The organism is Rhodopseudomonas sp. BR0G17, from assembly GCF_010907025.1.
Classification (GTDB): Bacteria; Pseudomonadota; Alphaproteobacteria; order Rhizobiales; family Xanthobacteraceae; genus Rhodopseudomonas; species Rhodopseudomonas palustris_H.
This window is the reverse complement of the sequence record NZ_QUML01000007.1, coordinates 70,567-86,849: the sequence shown is the minus strand read 5'-3', so window position 1 is coordinate 86,849 and position 16,283 is coordinate 70,567. Positions and strand designations below refer to the sequence as shown.

Genomic DNA, 16,283 nt, shown 5'->3' with positions numbered 1-16,283 from the left:
TACGTTTGCTCAAATCCCGGGTTGCGAGCGGCACGAGCGAGACCATCCTGTTTCTCCCATGCGCATCCGTTGTCAACTCTGAGGAACGTGTCTAAATCGGACCGCCGCCTTCTGATACTCCCCCGGTGAAACTCCATAGGCCGCCTTAAATCGACGGCCGAAATAGGTCATGTCGGAGAAGCCCCATCCCCGAGCGATTTCACTCACTGTCCGATGCGCCTGGTTCGGGTCCTCGAGGGCGGAGCGGCAACGGGCGAGCCGTCGGGATAGAATGAGACGGTGAAGTGACGAGTCTTGATCGGCGAGCAGCTCATTGGCGTATCGGACGCTAATTCCGACAATATCGGCGACCGTCTGTCCGTCGAGATCGGGATCAGCAAGCTTCGCATCCACTATCGAACGAATCTGTCCCAGCAGCAGCGCTCTTGGATTTGAGACGCGGCCTGCAACGTTTGTGATGGTTCTGGCGACGGATAGTCCCACGAGGTCGAGCACATGGTTGGCCATCAATTCTTCCGTCACAGTGCTCGTTTGCCCTGCGAGCGATGGCAACTTTGTAGCCCCGTCCAAAGTTAGCGCATCGTCCAGCCGCTCCGCCGTCACGCGATGCCCGATTAGTTCGCGGTTTCGACCAACCCTTGCGCACATCTCGCGCCGCGGCGCCTTGATGAGCAGCGTCCGGGAATTCTCAGAGAATTCGGCACTGTAAGGCATCAGCGGCTCAATCAGCATCAATGTGCCTGCACACAGGTCAACCTCGCGAGCATTCTGAACGACACGCATCTTTCCCGACAGCTGTATACAAACAAACATCGTGTCGGGCCTGGTGCGCTCGACGTGGGCCAGTGTGTGGGCCACCCGCATCGGCGAGTTGCTGAACTCGACTAAATCCAGGTTTGCAAAGCTGGCTGCTCTGATATCGGCCTGGAAAGTCAGCCGATCATCCGGCACCGAGTCGTGACCGACGATCTGCTTGCAGGCGACGCTGTGCCAATAGTCAAATCGATCGCGAGGATGGACCAACGCGGTGGAGAACAGGGATCGCAAGTTTAGTGTTTCCTAACTGTAATTAGGCCCATGAATCGCGCCGTTTAGGCCGATCCAAAGGTTCGCGCGTCGATTATCAGTGGGATTGATCGTTCAATCGGGCCGGCGCTGCGCCAGCACTTGGCGTGGAGTTGGCACGTATTGACTCAACTCTCAAGGTTCGCGTGCCCCGCAAGGAGCGCGGACGATGGGCACCTGCTATGCAAGACAGCGTTGCCGCGACTGCAACCGGAACTCATTCATCATCCGGGGTGAAAACTCCTACTCGCCGCGCGATCGTGCTTCGATCCGCTGACGAGAGCACGACACCAGCCGCTTCGACTGTCAAGACAACTAGACAGAAGACCGTGTGGCTGGATCCTCCTTGGCCCGTCCTCTGCATTATCAATGGAGAGGCATCAAACGTCGAGTGTCTCGTCCTCGCGATCTGGGACGGCGGTGCCACACTGCGCACGAAGGACGTCAATCTGCTCACGGAATTCGACCTGCAGTTCTCTTCCGGACCGAGGCCGGTGCGGCGGCGATGTAAGCGCTCTGTCGTGCGGGGAAACGTGATGGATGTCGAATTCAAGCCCGAGACGCTTCGATGATCAGTCCAAGAGCGGGTGCGTAGACATGAGCTTTCCAGTACTACCGGACGAAACGACGCGGTTGGCGGCTCTGCGCACCTTGCAGATACTCGATACCGCACCGACTCTGGACTTTGATAGTCTAGTCAGGCTGGCCTGCGATCTGCTCGAGGTCCCGATCGCCGCGGTCTCGTTCGTCGACGAGCACAGGCAGTGGTTCAAGTCTGTCGAGGGGCTCGCGTGCAGACAGACACCTCGCGACCAGGCCTTCTGCGCTTATACCATCTGTTCGGCCGAACCGTTGATCGTGCCCGACGCCACGGAGGACGAACGGTTTCGGGACAATGCCCTGGTCACAGGCGCGCCGAACATCCTGTTCTATGCGGGCGTCCCTCTGCAGATCGCAGGTGGACCGCGAGTCGGCAGCCTCTGCCTCATGGACATGAAGCCGCGGACCATGACGGAGCTGGAGCTCACCCGGCTCAAGCATCTGCGCGACGTCGCCGTCGGCCTTCTCAGCAACCACGCCAGATCGATGCAGGCGAGTCAGCATGAGAAGACGATCAGGGAGCAGGAGCAGCTGCTCTGGAAGAATAATCGGCTGCTCGAGTCCGCTTGCGAGATCGGGAAGCTCGGCGCCTGGGAATATGACGTCGCGACCGGGGAGCTCAGGTGGACACGCGGCATGTTCAGTCTGCACGAGATGGCCGCGGGAACGGAGTGCAATGTCGCGGAGCAATTCGGCCTCTATCCCGAGCCGGAACGGTCGCGCCTCGCCGCTCTGGTCAGCGAAGCGGATCTCGCACGGCGCCCGTTCCGCTTCGAGGGGCGCATGTACACGGCCAAAGGCAATTTGAAGTGGATGCGGCTTGTTTCTGAGGTGGAGCTCGACGGGGACCGGCTGGTGCGCCGCTATGGACTGAAGCAGGACATCACGGAAGAGAAACTGCTGCTGGAGCGTGTCAGGCAGTTGGCCAATTCCGACGACCTCACCGGGCTGGGCAACCGTCGCGCGGCACGACGAACACTGGTCCAGCTCGGAAGATCTCCGCGAACTCGCATCACGCTGCTGGCGCTCGACCTCGACGGCTTCAAGGAGATCAATGATACCCACGGCCATGCGGCCGGCGACGCCTGCCTGCGCCGCATTGGACGACGCTTGCGCTGCGTTGCAGGACCTGAGGTGGTGGTTGCGCGAACCGGCGGAGACGAATTTTCCCTGATCTGGACCGGGACCGACGAGGCCACGCCCGAGCGCCTGATCGAAGGTGTTCTGAAGTCCGTTCGCGAGCCGATATCATGGCGCGGTCACAGCTTCCATTTATCATGCTCGATCGGCGTCGCGACCCGTCAGGATAGCTGCTGCTTCGTGCCGGACGATCTGTTCCACGAAGCAGATCTGGCGCTCTATGAAGCCAAGCGCGATGGGAAAAACTGCTGGCGTCGCTTCCGCGACGAACTTCAGGCGGCAACGATGGAGCGCAAGGCTGTTCTCACATCGGCCAAAAAGGGATTGAGCGAAGATCGGTTTCGGCTGTTTTTCCAGCCCAAAGTGTTGCTGGCCAACCGAGCCCATTCCGGCTTCGAGGCGCTGTTGCGCCTGGTCGGCGAAGATGGCTCGGTGCTCACGCCCGGGTCGTTGTCGGCGGCTCTGGAGGACCCGTCTCTTTCGAGGTCGTTGGGTGACTTCGTCGTCGAGGCCGCGTTCCAGCAGGCGCGTGCCTGGAGCGATGCCGGTGTCGAGTTTGGCCACATCGCGATCAACTTGAGCGCAAGCCAATTGCGATCGCCAGGCTTCTCCCGACACTTTCTCGATCGACTCGATGCGTACAGGCTGCCTCCTCGCCTGATTTCGGTCGAGGTCACGGAAAATGTCCTGCTGTCGTCCCACACCGATGACATCACCGCGAACTGCCTTGTCCTCAAAGAAGGAAGCATCAGCATCGCCTTCGATGACTTCGGAACCGGATATGCCTCGTTGACCCACCTCCGCGATCTTCCCGTCGACACGATAAAGATCGATCGCTCGTTCATTGCGGGGCTCAACGACGGCGCGTGCTCGCTGGCGATCGTCAACGCCATCGTCGGCTTGGGAAACAATTTGGGGTTGGACGTTGTTGCTGAGGGCGTAGAAACGCAGCCGCAGCAGGAATATCTCGCCGCGATTGGCTGCCAGTTCGCTCAGGGATTCCTGTTCGGGAAGCCGATGCCTGCCGAAGACGCTGAACGATTGCTGATCCGATCACCCAAATCCGTCGATGAAGCGGCCTAGAGCAGCTCTGCTTTTCGTGGAATCAGACCGGCCGCTTCATCTGAGCAGTCTCGTCACGGCGGCGATCGCTGTCGCGTACCAGCCAATACACCGTCCCAAGCGCGAGGATCACCGCCGCAAATGCCAGCGTGTGGAATGCGTCCGTTTCGGTGAGATCCAGAATGATGACCTTTCGGCAGACGGCAAGCAGCGCAATCACGATCACGGACCGGATCTGCACCACCGCCTCTCGGCGTTCGGCCACCACCAGCAGCGATTTCTTGAATTCCAAAGCAATGATCACGGTGAGGATCATGCCGAACACAGACTGGAATACCCGGTAATCTGACGGATCCAGACTGCCGGCGAGTACCAAACCGAATAGAATCTTCAGGCTGAGCGTCCAGACCGCCGCGATCACAACGATCGCGATCAGCAACGTCAGCAACAGTACGACGGCTCGCTCAAACCATTCATAAAGTGATGCCAGCCCCGGTTCGCTCTTCGTCTCCTCGACTTCATCCTTGTTCGACATGATCACCTTCGCCCTCAACGTTTCGCCGGCCAGCCGCGGAATGTCGGGCGACGGCTCATCCACGATCGAAGGGCACGATATGGCCGACGGATGGTGTTGCGCACTGACTGCTGTCAGCAGACGTCGAGCGCTCGAGGCGTCGCGCTCCTTATTTTTAGGGCGACCGGATTGAGACCTATCAATGCGCGACACCGCGGCTGTTGCGATGATGCAGGTGCGATGCGTCGCACCATTGTGGCCCGTTCTCGGGCGTCCTCCCTAGACTTGGACCGTCGTCAGCACACAGCTGCGCGGTCCTTTCTCTTTCGACACGATGCTGCCGCTGCAGGATCATGCGCACAGTTTCCTGTCGGACGGATCCGGTTTGATAAGCGCGAGGATGGCAGGCTGCGTGTTCCGGTTCGCTTTAGTCAGCTTCCTCGCCTCGTCATCGCTCTCCAACTGGTCACGTCATTCAGGATGAAAGTGACCAATTTGATCAACCGCGCTGGCCGCATGACTGAAAGAGGACCGAAATGATCAAGGACATCCTCGTTCGTCTCGACGGAACGGCGCAGGACGACCTTCGTCTGGCGGCCGCTGATCAGCTAGCCACGACATTTTCATCTCACATCACCGCTCTCTACTTCAATGTGCAGTCTGATCTCATTACTGCCGAAGCCGCGAACGAAGATGGCCGCGCCGTCGAAGCAGCCGCGTTGGCGCGTCTGCAACGTCTGCAGCCGGAGACGCACCTTCGTCGCTTTGAGGTCGCCGGCGAGGAGGACGTTCCCGATACGGCCATGCGGCCGGCGCGCGCTGCCGACACATTCGTGGAACTGTGTCCCGATAGCCTATCGGGCACCTCGGAACGTTTGATCGAGCGGCTCCTGTTCGGCGCGGGCCGCCACCTTTTCCTGATGCCGAACGAGCTCAGACCGCTCAGTTTCCTGAAGCATGTCATCGTCGCATGGAACGGCAGTCGTGAGGCGGCGCGCGCCATGGCCGAGGCCATGCCGTATCTGCAACTGGCTGAGAAGGTCGGCATTTTGGTCGTCGAAGGTGAGAAGACGACGGAGGAAGACCGCCTCATGGGAAACGATGCGGTGCAACATCTCCGGCATCACGGCATCAATGCCGTCAAGCACCGGGCATCTGGCGAAGAAGACGAGACCGCCGGCGTGCTGATCGAAGAATGCGGCACGTTGGACGCCACTCTGCTGGTGATGGGCAGCTACGGGCATTCCGCCCTTCATGACCTGTTGCCCGGCAGTACGACGCGCCGCCTGCTTCGTCGCTCGCCGATCCCGCTGGTCATTGCGCATTGATAAGCGAAATCATGCTCGACAGAAGCTGTCGTGCCGACAGCTCTCCGCCCCTCCTCCCCGATCGCGGCAAACGCGTGCTGACAGTTTACGTGCCTGATTGCAGCAGCTCCTCCTCTACGAGGGGTGACCCGGATCCAGATAATAGAGCGGCGTCTTCTTGGCGCGCTGCGGCGTCATCTTGGCGGGGTCGGGCGCTCCAGGAACACCACGGGGGCCCAACAGCTCTCGTTGGATGTCATCCTCGGACTTCTCGGGTTCGACCCCATTCATGGGAGGCTTAGCTTGCATTGCATCGTCTCCTTGGTCTCGGCACAAATCCTGCTGCACCGGCGCAGAAGACTGCCCGTGACGCCGCGATACTGCGATTCAGCAATACTACGTAAGCCGCGAGATCCGGATGGTCCCGCAGCCAGCACAGCCTGACAGCTGTCAAGGCACGTCGTCGTGGAAACTCATCACTATGGTTACACACGAGGCGACAGCCATTTGCGGAGCCAGACATGACCAGTACGACGGAAAACAGGACTGCCGACATTCAGATCGACACTGCCTCCGCAAGGCTTGCCACCAATTGGTGGCTGTTTTTGCTGCGAGGCGCATTCGGAATTATCTTCGGATTGCTCGCGTTTCTCTTGCCGGGTCCCACGATGCTCTCGCTGGTGCTGTTGTTCTCGGCCTACATGCTGGTCGACGGCATTGCAGCGATCATTTCCGCCGTTCGCGCGATGCGACGGTCGGGGCAATGGGGATTGCTGATGTTTGAAGGCCTTCTCAATATCGCCGTAGGCGTCGCCGCCTTCATCTGGCCTGGCCTTACGGTGATTGCCTTTCTCCTGCTGGTCGCCGCTTGGGCGATCGTCTCGGGTGCGCTGCTGACGATTGCTGGCTTCCGCCTCAAGCTTGACCATGGCCGCTGGTGGATGGTTTCGGGCGGGCTGCTGTCGATCGTCTATGGCGCGCTGCTCGTGGCTATGCCGCTGATCGGGGCCGTGGTGCTGACCTGGTGGATGGGAGCTTATGCGATGGCCTTCGGGGCCGCGTTGGTCATTCTGTCCTTCAAACTGCGCGCCCGCCAGCGCGAGCAGACTGGCTCCCTCGCTGCAGCGGTGTGAGCCATTCTGCTGAATGATCTCGAGGCGCCGGTCGTGAAGGACTCTGGCGCCCCAACAAGGCGCGACGCATCAATTTGGGCGCAACTCGGCCGAGACGGCGGCGAGGCCGGCGTTCGGATACTTTCTGCCGATTTGGTGCTGCAGTGCATTGCGATCCACGATGCGGACTGTTCGTATCCCGATCAGGGCAATGACCCCGCGGTGCTGCAGATCCGAAAACGCACGACACACCGTCTCCACCGACACCGCTAGGTACTCCGCCAGATCATATCGGGTGATCGGAAGCCTTATGTCTCCCCGCTGATCGCCATAGCGCTCCTCGAGATGCAGCAGGAATGCGCTCACCTTGTCCGCCGCCGTGACGCCGCCGAGCACGACGAGCTGCTGGCGGGAGCGTTCGAGTGATTGAAACGTGATCTCTCGCAGCTCTCTGGCAAACCGATGATCCCGCTCGCCCAGATTTTCGAGCCGAGTTCCGGAATAGCTCGCGAGCACGGTCTCTTCCGTGACGGCCTCGATGGTGTCTTCTCGCTGGCTGCTTCCGACAAGGAAGAAATCCCCTATCAGCATCAGGTCAAGGAGCTGTCGGCGGCCGTCGGGACGGATTGTCGAATAACGCACGGCGCCGGCAATGACGTAGTACCAACGCCCCACGGCGCCTGCTTCCTCGGGAACTTGCTGATCACGGCTCAATTTGACGATCGCGACCGAAGCATCGAGCGACTTCAGCGCATGCGGCTGAGCGGCGAGAAGCTTCCGATAATAGTCCGCGGGGTGAATGATCGGCTTCATTTCCCTGTCCTTCCCTTCCTGGCGCCCTCGGCGGCAGTTACGCTCCGCCTTCCGGTCATCAACTATCAGCCACGCGTGCGGGTAAACTTGGGAAATTCTCGTAACGTAAAAATACGTAAAGGAACTTCGGCCACACTCCTCGACCGTGTGAAGCGATCCGCGGCGAGCTTCGCCATCCGGCGACGCACTACAACGCGTTCCACAGCCGGACAGTGTCATGACAGGTTGCGCGGCGACAATCTCGGCGGGATGCGCGGCCGAAGCCATGCCATTCCGCTCTTCTCCCCCCCCCCCGCTTGAGCCACGATGGTCGCTCGCGATGTCGTATTTCTCGGGCACACTATGCGGGTGCAGTTGCAGCGAATGTGCAGCCCGCGGGTTTGACAATCGGCGCATGCACCGACGCCGTCGATTAAGCGGCCTGCAAATTGACAATGGTCAGCGCACTCCAGGGGCGAAGAGAGGTACCTGCTAGATCACGGATCGCCCCCGAGGAGAGAAATATGAAAACAACCCCATCCGCTCGCCTTTCGAATCTCATCATCAACGCACCTCCGCCGAGCCACCGCAGCGTGGTGCGGCGGCTGCGAAACTGCAGCCTGGCGGCGCTTGTCGGAGTGTTGGCTGTGCTGAGCAGCAATCCCGCACTGCCACAGGCGGGCGTCGCCCTCGTCAAGGTCGACGTCAGCGTCGTCGCTCAGGGCTATCGCATGAGCAAGCTGATCGGCGGCACCGTCGTGAACGACAAGAACGAGAAGATCGGAAGCCTCGACGACGTGATCGCCGGAAAGGACAAGAAACAACTCGACTATGCGATCCTGCAGGTCGGCGGCTTTCTCGGCGTCGGCGCTCGTCTCGTCGCAGTGCCGTTCAACAGCTTCGTCATTGACGAAACCGGCAGCAAGATCACCCTGCCCGGCGCATCCAAGGATGAACTGAAGAAGCTGGCGGAATTCCACTACTGATCAGACCGACGGTCTCATCACATGACGACGGCAACATCAACCGACACGATCCTGGACCGCGACCGGACCCGCGAAGTGACCGGCGTCTTTCACTCGCGACGCACGCTCGACGACGCGGTCCAGGATCTTCTCCTGTCGGGGGTCGATCGCTCCGACATCGATGTCAGCGCATCTCCCGACGAATTTCAGCGTCCGCTGGACTACGTGGTGATTCCTCCCGCTGATCTCGCCGACCGACCGACCACGCCGAGGCAGCCCTTCTTTGGCGACGACGATTTGCTCGGCGCCGAAGCCGTTGCCAGCGGCGTGCTCGGTTGCATGGCGGCAGTCGGGGTCACCGCGTTCCTGGTGCTCAAAGGGTATGACGCTCTCGTGGTCGCCGTGTGGTCGATCCTGATCGGGACCGTCACCGGCGCCTTGATGATATGGCCCATCCACCGTCTCCTGCGCCGCGAGAAGGTCAGTGGCGTGGAGCCGATGGCGGAGTGGCTCGGCCTCCTGATCTGGGTTCGGGTTCGCAAAGCTGAGAAGGCGGCTCTGGCCCAGGAGATTCTGGTGCGGCATGGCGGAGGTGCCGTGCACGTTCATGAAATCGACCTGGTCAAGCGACCGGAAGATCTGCCGCTGCACGCACTTCGCCCGGACCCCTGGCTGAGTGACGAGCGTCTCGGGCGACCGTAACAAAGCTGCGGCATAGCTGCGCGCACGTCATTCGTCCCCGACGTGCTCACCCGCTTTGAAGATCATCGTTGCCGATCTTCAATCAGCGCGGCTTCACCAGCTCCAGCGAGAAACACGAGCTGGAAGTTGACGATCGTCATGGCTCGCACGCTTACCACGCATACGCTGCCTCTACCGGCGATGACGGGCCGGCGCCGAGAATGCACTCGCAAACGCCAGGAGCCAATCATGAAGTCAGACAGTGAGATCGAACGCGACGTCCGTGACGAGCTGAAATGGGACCCGCACGTCGATGACAGCGACATTGCCATCTCGGTGAAGGATGGCGTTGTCACGCTCGCAGGCTTCACCCACAGCTACGCCGATCGTCTCGAGGCAGAGTCTGCCGCGAAGCGCGTAGCGGGTGTCCGTGCCGTAGCCAATGACATCGAGGTTCGTCTGCCATCGATCGATCAGCGACCGGATCCCGATATCGCGCGCGACGCGGTCGCGGCGCTCAAATCCGAGCTTCCGATCTCTCACGACAAGATCAAGGTGACCGTTCGAGACGGCTGGATCACGCTCGAAGGCTCCGCCGAATGGCAATATCAAAAGACCTCAGGCGAAAAGGCGGTTCGCAAGGTCAAGGGCGTGAAGGGCGTCGTCAACCTCATCACGGTCAAGCCGAAAGTCCAGCCCTCCGAACTCAAGCAGAAGATTCTCGACGCGTTCAAGCGGAACGCGGAAGTCGACGCCAACCGGATTCAGGTCGAGGCCAACGGCAGCGAAGTCGTCCTCAAAGGAACGGTGCGTTCCTGGATCGAGAGGGAGGAGGCCGAGCGCGTCGCCTGGTCGGCGCCCGGCGTGAGCAAGGTCGACGATCGCATCGTCGTCAGCCCCTAGAACCCGGAACTACATCGCCAACCGTAGAAGGAGATTCCAATGAGGTTACGATCACTCGTCCCGTTGCGTGATGCGGGAGTGCCAATGCCGCCCGGCTTCGGCCTGTTCGGCCTGCACCGCGAGATCGACCGCCTTTTCAGCGAGTTCTCGCAGGGATTGGGCGCCCAAGGACAGCAACTCGTTCCGAAGATCGATATCGTGGAGACAGACAAAGCAATCGAGGTCACCGCTGAAATGCCGGGTCTCGAGCGCAAGGACGTCGAGATTTCGCTCGAGGATGACACGCTGACTATTCGTGGCGAAAAGAGGATGGAGCAGGGCTCGGAGGGCGGCAACACCGACAAGAACGTCCAGCACAGCGAACGCAGCTACGGCGTGTTTGTTCGTGTTCTGCAGTTATCGCCCGGCATCGACCCCTCCTCCGTCCAGGCGACCATGACCAACGGCGTGCTGAAGATCACGATTCCGAAGCCAGCGAAGCCCGAACCGAAGAAGATCGAGGTCAAGGAAGCCGCTTGATCGTCGGCACGGCGAGACGCCCGAGCCCTCTGTATCCGCACGGCGCGGCTCGGTGCGCCTCGCCTTCTCATCGAACAGCGAGTGATGACCAAAGCTCTTGATGAGAAAGCTAAGCACGGCTGCAACCTCCAAGGATTCAAACACGAAGGAACCCGATCATGGCAAAAGCAATCGGCATCGATCTCGGAACCACCAACTCTTGCGTGGCTGTGATGGAAGGCAGCAAGGCCAGGGTGATTGAGAATGCCGAAGGCGGGCGCACCACGCCGTCGATGGTTGCCTTCACGGACGACGGCGAAGTGCTGGTCGGGCAGCCGGCCAAGCGGCAGAGTATCACCAACCCCGAGAACACGGTTTATGCCATCAAGCGACTGATCGGCCGTCGTTACGACGATCCTATCACGGCCAAAGACAAGACCATGGTGCCCTATCACATCGTGCCGGGCGACAACGGCGACGCCTGGGTCGATATCCGTGGCAAAAAGTACAGCCCCAGTCAGATCAGCGCCTTCATCCTCACCAAGATGAAGGAAACCGCAGAGGCCACGCTCGGCGGCCCGGTGACGCAGGCTGTGATCACCGTGCCCGCCTACTTCAATGACGCGCAGCGTCAGGCGACCAAGGACGCCGGCCGGATCGCTGGGCTGGAAGTGCTGCGCATCATCAATGAGCCGACTGCGGCCGCCCTCGCCTATGGCCTCGACAAGAAAGGCAGCGGCAAGATCGTGGTCTATGATCTCGGTGGCGGGACGTTCGACGTTTCGATCCTGGAGGTCGGCGACGGCGTATTCGAAGTCAAGTCGACCAACGGCGACACCTTTCTCGGCGGCGAGGATTTCGACAAGCGGATCATCGACTATCTGGCGGACGAGTTTCGCAAGGACAACGGCATCGACCTCCGCAAGGATCGCCTTGCCCTGCAACGGCTTAAGGATGCCGCTGAGAAGGCCAAGATCGAACTCTCAAGCGCTACTCAGACCGATGTCAATCTTCCGTTCATCACGGCAGATCAGGCCGGTCCCAAACATCTCAACGTCAAATTGTCGCGCGCCAAGCTCGAAGCGCTGGTCGACGATCTGATCCAGCGCACCATCGATCCCTGCAAGGCGGCGTTGAAGGACGCCGGCCTGCAGCCATCGGATATCAACGAAGTCGTACTTGTCGGCGGCCAGACCCGCATGCCGAAGGTTCAGGAGACCGTCCAGCAGCTGTTCGGACGCGCCCCCCACAAGGGCGTCAATCCCGACGAAGTGGTCGCGGTCGGCGCCGCGATCCAGGCCGGCGTTCTGCAGGGCGACGTCCAGGACGTACTGCTGCTCGACGTGACGCCGTTGTCGCTCGGCATCGAGACGCTCGGCGGCGTCATGACGAAACTGATCGAGCGCAACACCACCATCCCCACCAAGAAGAGCCAGACATTCTCGACCGCGGAAGACAATCAGACCGCGGTCACGATCCGCGTCTTTCAGGGCGAACGCGAGCTGGCGGCGGACAACAAGCTGCTCGGTCAGTTCGACCTGGTCGGCATTCCACCAGCGCCGCGGGGCCTGCCGCAGATTGAGGTGACCTTCGATATCGACGCCAATGGCATCGTCAACGTCTCGGCCAGGGACAAGGCAAGCGGCAAGGAGCAAAGCATCCGCATCCAGGCCTCCGGCGGTCTGACCGAAGCGGACATCCAGCGGATGGTCCGGGAGGCCGAGGCCCATGCCGACGAGGACAAGCGGCGCAAGGAGCTGATCGAAACCCGCAACCAGGCCGACGCAGCGATCTACAGCTCCGAAAAAGCCCTGACGGATGCCGACGGAAAGCTCCCTGCCGACGTCAAGAGCGAGGTCGAACAGGCGATCGCCGATGCCAAGCAACGGCTGAGCGCCGAGGACGTGACAGCGATTCAGCAGGCGACCCAGCGGCTGCAACAGGCGGCGTCGAAGATCGGCGAAGCCCTGAACCGCGCGGCGTCGCAAGGCGGCGCGACCGGCAGCGAACAGGCGGGATCGTCTGATAGCAACGACGACGTCGTCGACGCGGAGTTCGAGGAAGTCGATCCCGGCAACCGCAGGGCTTCTTGAAGCCTCCCGATCCGAGGCGAGCACCACGAGTGGAGCACGACGAGTGGAGCCCTACATGGCGACCAACATCATCGACGATGGCCTCGGCGAGCTGCCCGCGGGTGAGCGCGACGAAAACAATCAGGCCCAGGAGACCAGCGCCGAGCGCGATCGCCTGTTGCGTGCACTCGCGGACGCCGAGAATACGAGGCGCATCGCCGAGCGCCGGGTGCAGGACGCCCGGCAATATGCGATCGCCGACTTCGCCCGCGAACTATTGCAGGTGGCGGATAATCTGCGACGCGCCATCGAGGCCGCCGCGCCGGACACTGGCGCCCGGGACGACAGCCTGCGCGCCGGGGTCGTTGCCACCGACCGCGTCCTGACGCAGATCCTGAAACGCTTCGGCGTTGACGTCATCGATGCTCTGAACCAGCCATTCGATCCGATGAAGCATGAAGCCGTGATGGAAGCGGATCGGCCCGATCAGCCTCCCGGCAACGTCGTGGACGTCCTGGAGACTGGCTACACGCTTCACGACCGACTGTTGCGGCCGGCCAGAGTTGTTGTCGCCAAAACGCCGAAACCACAATCGTCGTCACCTCCGCAACAATGACCCATGGCCCGATCGGTTCGGGCCGACGCGGAATCAGGAGCTGGTGTTGGCTACAGACCCGTATGCAACGCTCGGCGTCAAGCGAGACGCGACACAGGCGGACATCCAGAAGGCCTACCGTCGGCTCGCGAAGAAACTGCATCCTGATCTCAATCCAGGCAACAGGGCGGCAGAGGACAAATTCAAAGAGCTGTCCGCCGCCAACACGCTTCTGAGCGACCCGGAACAGCGCGCACGCTTCGACCGCGGCGAGATCGATGCATCAGGCACCGAGCAGCAGCCCCGGCGTTACTACCGTGATTTTGCCGATCGGGATGGCTGGTCCGGCTACACCAATGGCTCCGGCTTTGCTGACTTCAGCGACCTCTCCGGCAGCGAGGACCTTCTCTCCGAAATCTTTGGTCGCGCCGGCCGTTCCACCCGGCGCGGGCGCGGCGCTGACGTCCGCTATCATCTCGAGCTCAGCTTTCTCGATGCCGTCAACGGCGGCAAGCAATCCATTGTCCTGCCGGACGGAACGACGCTCGAGGTGAACATTCCTGCCGGCACCCGCGACGGCCAAATTCTGCGCCTGAAGGAAAAGGGTCGGCGGGGAGCCGGAGACGGTCCTGCAGGCGACGCTTTGATCGAAATCAGCGTCCTGCCGCACCCTTACTTCGTCCGCAAAGGCGACGACATCCACCTGGAGCTGCCGATCACCCTGAAGGAAGGCGTGCTGGGTGCGAAACTCAAGGTCCCGACCGTGAGCGGCGCCGTCACCGTCTCCGTGCCGAAATGGTCGAGCTCGGGCCGCATGCTGCGGATCAAGGGACGCGGCGTGCCGCGCGCCGACGGCGGCAGAGGCGACCAGTACGTCACGCTCAAGCTGGTTCTGCCGAAGAAGCCCGACCCGGACCTCGAACGGTTCATGAGTAGCTGGCAGCCGTCCGATAGCCCGCGACAGTCGATGCGAGTGTGACCATGCAAATGCAAGAATTCGTCGATCGATCTCACCTCAATGCGTCCACGATCGAAGCCTGGGTGAAGGCCGAATGGCTGATCGCGGATCGGCCAGGGCATCAGTTCTCCGAGCAGGACCTCGCCCGTGCGCGTCTCATCCAAGACCTCAAAGGTGACCTCGGCGTCAACGACGAGGGGATCGCGCTCGTGTTGTATCTGCTGGATCAGCTCTATGGGCTGCGTTGCCTGCTCCGCGACATCCAGGCCATGCGGACTACGGATGTGACGCGCTCGCATTGATCGTTGGCGGATCGATCGGCGACGTTGAGCTGGCCCGTTCCGGGCGTCGCTGATGCTTTCGAAGGCCGCCGATCCGTCAGCCGCAAGACGGTCTCCCAAGCCGGCGTTCGGCGATGGTACAAGCCTTTAGAGCTGGTCTGCATCTGATAAAATCAACACCGTCATCACGGGGTGCCCGCCGTGCCGCGCTGCGCGCAGATTCAGGACGACGTCTCGGCAGGTGAGAAGGCGTCATCGCTTTGATCAATCGATCGAAGCGTTTCAGCCGCTCGTTGCAGCGAGTTCCGCTGCTCCACTCTTAAGTATCTCGCAGTCTTGATGATTGTCAGGGCGGCGCGGCTCTCCTTCGTTGCATGATCGAGGAAAGGCCGACCGGTCTCCGGATGTCCGCTCAGCGGCAGCTCGACCCCGTCAACTCCGTCGACAAGAGGCAACATGGTCACCGCTTCCACGCGCAGCCGATCGCTGAACGGCGCTCTGAACGGGAACGCTAACCCACTGTTCCAAGCATATCGGCTGGGGCCGTTCATCCTGCCCCATCGCGTGGTGATGGCGCCATTGACCCGCTCCAGAGCCCGACAGCCGGGCAACGTGCCATCGCAGCTCGCGGCCTGTTACTACGCGCAGCGTGCTTCTGCCGCGCTGATCATCAGCGAGGCCACCCAGGTCTCGATGCAGGGGCAAGGTTATGCCTGGACCCCGGGCATCCACAGCCGCGAGCAGGTCGAAGCTTGGCGGCAAGTGACAGCGGCCGTGCACAAGGCTGACGGACTGATCTTCAACCAGCTTTGGCACGTCGGCCGGATTTCCCATCCGGCGCTGCAGCCGGACAACATGCTGCCCGTCGCGCCCTCGGCGATCACGCCCGCCGGCAAGGCCTTCATCGAAAATGACCTCGGCGAGGGAGAGCTGGTTCCGTTCGTGCGTCCACGCGCGCTGACTCTCGAGGAGATGCCATACCTCATCAGGCAATACGAGCGCGCGGCGAGACATGCGCAGGCCGCCGAATTCGACGGCATCGAGATCCATGCGGCCAATGGCTACCTGATCGACCAGTTCATCGAAAGCAGCACCAACCATCGCGGCGATGCTTACGGCGGCACGGTTCAGAATCGGGGGCGGCTTCTACTCGAGATCACCGAAGCCCTGATCCCCATCTTCGGGGCCGACAGGATCGGCGTCCGGCTTTCGCCGCTCGGCATAATGAACGATATCAGCGACGAGGCTCCCGAAGCGACGTTCGGCTATCTCGCCGAGCAGCTCTCCGGCTACGGTCTGGCCTATCTGCACGTCGTCAACCCGGCGGTGGAGCAGATGCAGCATGGCCGCCCCCCCGAGCCGCACGTTCTCAGGATGGCCCGACTGATCCGTAGCAAATATCAGGGGACCCTGATCGTCGCCGGCGGCTTCGATGCCGAAAGCGCCGCGCAATGGCTGCGCGACGACCTGGCCGACTTGATCGCCTTCGGCCGCAAATTCATCGCCAATCCCGATTTGCCCGAACGGCTGCGGGTCGATGCATCCCTGAACGTGGACGACCCCACGACGTATTATGGCGGCGGCGAAAAGGGGTACACGGACTATCCTTCGCTGCAACAGGATCGCGGCGACAAGGCAAAGGCTTGTGTCGATCAGCGTTGGCGATGATGCGGTGGGCGGAGCCAGGCGCATCACTCACCGATCATCCTTCACACTACAGGACGCGAGCACCATCGAT

Annotated in this window: 15 protein-coding genes; 12 read left to right on the top strand and 3 right to left on the bottom strand. The window is 61.4% G+C overall.

Annotation, left to right across the window (positions count from 1 at the left end; genetic code table 11):
• Nucleotides 1-72 precede the first annotated feature (72 nt).
• Complete coding sequence (locus DY467_RS07890) at nt 73-1,047, bottom strand: AraC-like ligand-binding domain-containing protein (RefSeq protein WP_164635116.1); 975 nt, start codon at nt 1,045-1,047, stop codon at nt 73-75.
• Between the two features lie 615 nt (nt 1,048-1,662).
• Here DY467_RS07890 and DY467_RS07885 point away from each other — a divergent pair.
• On the top strand, nt 1,663-3,888 hold the full coding sequence (locus DY467_RS07885; protein WP_164635114.1) for a sensor domain-containing phosphodiesterase: 2,226 nt from the start codon (nt 1,663-1,665) through the stop codon (nt 3,886-3,888).
• Nucleotides 3,889-3,910: 22 nt separating this feature from the next.
• Here DY467_RS07885 and DY467_RS07880 read toward each other — a convergent pair whose 3' ends face one another.
• The gene (locus tag DY467_RS07880) at nt 3,911-4,402 is read right to left on the bottom strand and encodes a phosphate-starvation-inducible PsiE family protein (protein ID WP_164635237.1); all 492 of its coding nucleotides are present in this window, start codon (nt 4,400-4,402) and stop codon (nt 3,911-3,913) included.
• A 515-nt stretch (nt 4,403-4,917) separates the two neighbouring features.
• Between DY467_RS07880 and DY467_RS07875 the strand changes: the two genes are divergently transcribed.
• Nucleotides 4,918-5,709 carry a universal stress protein gene (locus tag DY467_RS07875; RefSeq protein ID WP_164635112.1) on the top strand — a complete coding sequence of 264 codons (792 nt, stop codon included), beginning with the start codon at nt 4,918-4,920 and terminating at the stop codon, nt 5,707-5,709.
• A 500-nt stretch (nt 5,710-6,209) separates the two neighbouring features.
• Entirely contained in the window at nt 6,210-6,821 is a 612-nt protein-coding gene (locus tag DY467_RS07870) for an HdeD family acid-resistance protein (RefSeq protein WP_164635110.1), read from the top strand.
• Between the two features lie 69 nt (nt 6,822-6,890).
• Here DY467_RS07870 and DY467_RS07865 read toward each other — a convergent pair whose 3' ends face one another.
• Nucleotides 6,891-7,613 carry a helix-turn-helix domain-containing protein gene (locus DY467_RS07865; protein ID WP_164635108.1) on the bottom strand — a complete coding sequence of 241 codons (723 nt, stop codon included), beginning with the start codon at nt 7,611-7,613 and terminating at the stop codon, nt 6,891-6,893.
• 434 nt (nt 7,614-8,047) lie between these two features.
• On the opposite strand from DY467_RS07865, the gene DY467_RS07860 reads away from it, so the two are divergent.
• The 9 genes from DY467_RS07860 to DY467_RS07820 all read left to right on the top strand — a co-directional run bounded on the left by DY467_RS07860 (nt 8,048) and on the right by DY467_RS07820 (nt 16,213).
• Nucleotides 8,048-8,578 carry a PRC-barrel domain-containing protein gene (locus DY467_RS07860; RefSeq protein WP_246701487.1) on the top strand — a complete coding sequence of 177 codons (531 nt, stop codon included), beginning with the start codon at nt 8,048-8,050 and terminating at the stop codon, nt 8,576-8,578.
• 21 nt (nt 8,579-8,599) lie between these two features.
• On the top strand, nt 8,600-9,259 hold the full coding sequence (locus DY467_RS07855; RefSeq protein ID WP_164635106.1) for a hypothetical protein: 660 nt from the start codon (nt 8,600-8,602) through the stop codon (nt 9,257-9,259).
• Between the two features lie 228 nt (nt 9,260-9,487).
• The gene (locus DY467_RS07850; RefSeq protein WP_164635233.1) at nt 9,488-10,141 is read left to right on the top strand and encodes a BON domain-containing protein; all 654 of its coding nucleotides are present in this window, start codon (nt 9,488-9,490) and stop codon (nt 10,139-10,141) included.
• Nucleotides 10,142-10,225: 84 nt separating this feature from the next.
• Nucleotides 10,226-10,660, top strand: coding sequence for an Hsp20/alpha crystallin family protein (locus DY467_RS07845; RefSeq protein WP_164635104.1), 435 nt, complete (start codon nt 10,226-10,228; stop codon nt 10,658-10,660).
• A gap of 158 nt (nt 10,661-10,818) precedes the next feature.
• Nucleotides 10,819-12,732, top strand: a complete 1,914-nt coding sequence (gene dnaK / locus DY467_RS07840; protein ID WP_164635102.1) for a molecular chaperone DnaK — start codon at nt 10,819-10,821, stop codon at nt 12,730-12,732.
• A 55-nt stretch (nt 12,733-12,787) separates the two neighbouring features.
• Entirely contained in the window at nt 12,788-13,327 is a 540-nt protein-coding gene (locus DY467_RS07835; protein ID WP_164635100.1) for a nucleotide exchange factor GrpE, read from the top strand.
• Between the two features lie 46 nt (nt 13,328-13,373).
• Nucleotides 13,374-14,285, top strand: a complete 912-nt coding sequence (locus DY467_RS07830; RefSeq protein WP_164635098.1) for a DnaJ C-terminal domain-containing protein — start codon at nt 13,374-13,376, stop codon at nt 14,283-14,285.
• Between the two features lie 8 nt (nt 14,286-14,293).
• Complete coding sequence (locus tag DY467_RS07825) at nt 14,294-14,566, top strand: chaperone modulator CbpM (RefSeq protein WP_246701486.1); 273 nt, start codon at nt 14,294-14,296, stop codon at nt 14,564-14,566.
• A gap of 435 nt (nt 14,567-15,001) precedes the next feature.
• Nucleotides 15,002-16,213, top strand: coding sequence for an alkene reductase (locus DY467_RS07820; RefSeq protein WP_164635097.1), 1,212 nt, complete (start codon nt 15,002-15,004; stop codon nt 16,211-16,213).
• The last annotated feature ends 70 nt before the right edge of the window (nt 16,214-16,283 follow it).

Excerpts from the sequence above, each read along its gene's own strand:
- DY467_RS07850 (WP_164635233.1), top strand. The coding sequence starts at position 9,488 with ATGAAGTCAGACAGTGAGATCGAACGCGACGTCCGTGACGAGCTGAAA.
- DY467_RS07865 (WP_164635108.1), bottom strand. The coding sequence starts at position 7,613 with ATGAAGCCGATCATTCACCCCGCGGACTATTATCGGAAGCTTCTCGCC.
- DY467_RS07860 (WP_246701487.1), top strand. The coding sequence starts at position 8,048 with ATGGTCAGCGCACTCCAGGGGCGAAGAGAGGTACCTGCTAGATCACGG.
- DY467_RS07870 (WP_164635110.1), top strand. The coding sequence starts at position 6,210 with ATGACCAGTACGACGGAAAACAGGACTGCCGACATTCAGATCGACACT.
- dnaK (WP_164635102.1), top strand. The coding sequence starts at position 10,819 with ATGGCAAAAGCAATCGGCATCGATCTCGGAACCACCAACTCTTGCGTG.
- DY467_RS07875 (WP_164635112.1), top strand. The coding sequence starts at position 4,918 with ATGATCAAGGACATCCTCGTTCGTCTCGACGGAACGGCGCAGGACGAC.
- DY467_RS07880 (WP_164635237.1), bottom strand. The coding sequence starts at position 4,402 with ATGTCGAACAAGGATGAAGTCGAGGAGACGAAGAGCGAACCGGGGCTG.
- DY467_RS07835 (WP_164635100.1), top strand. The coding sequence starts at position 12,788 with ATGGCGACCAACATCATCGACGATGGCCTCGGCGAGCTGCCCGCGGGT.
- DY467_RS07845 (WP_164635104.1), top strand. The coding sequence starts at position 10,226 with ATGCCGCCCGGCTTCGGCCTGTTCGGCCTGCACCGCGAGATCGACCGC.
- DY467_RS07820 (WP_164635097.1), top strand. The coding sequence starts at position 15,002 with ATGGTCACCGCTTCCACGCGCAGCCGATCGCTGAACGGCGCTCTGAAC.
- DY467_RS07885 (WP_164635114.1), top strand. The coding sequence starts at position 1,663 with ATGAGCTTTCCAGTACTACCGGACGAAACGACGCGGTTGGCGGCTCTG.
- DY467_RS07855 (WP_164635106.1), top strand. The coding sequence starts at position 8,600 with ATGACGACGGCAACATCAACCGACACGATCCTGGACCGCGACCGGACC.
- DY467_RS07825 (WP_246701486.1), top strand. The coding sequence starts at position 14,294 with ATGCAAGAATTCGTCGATCGATCTCACCTCAATGCGTCCACGATCGAA.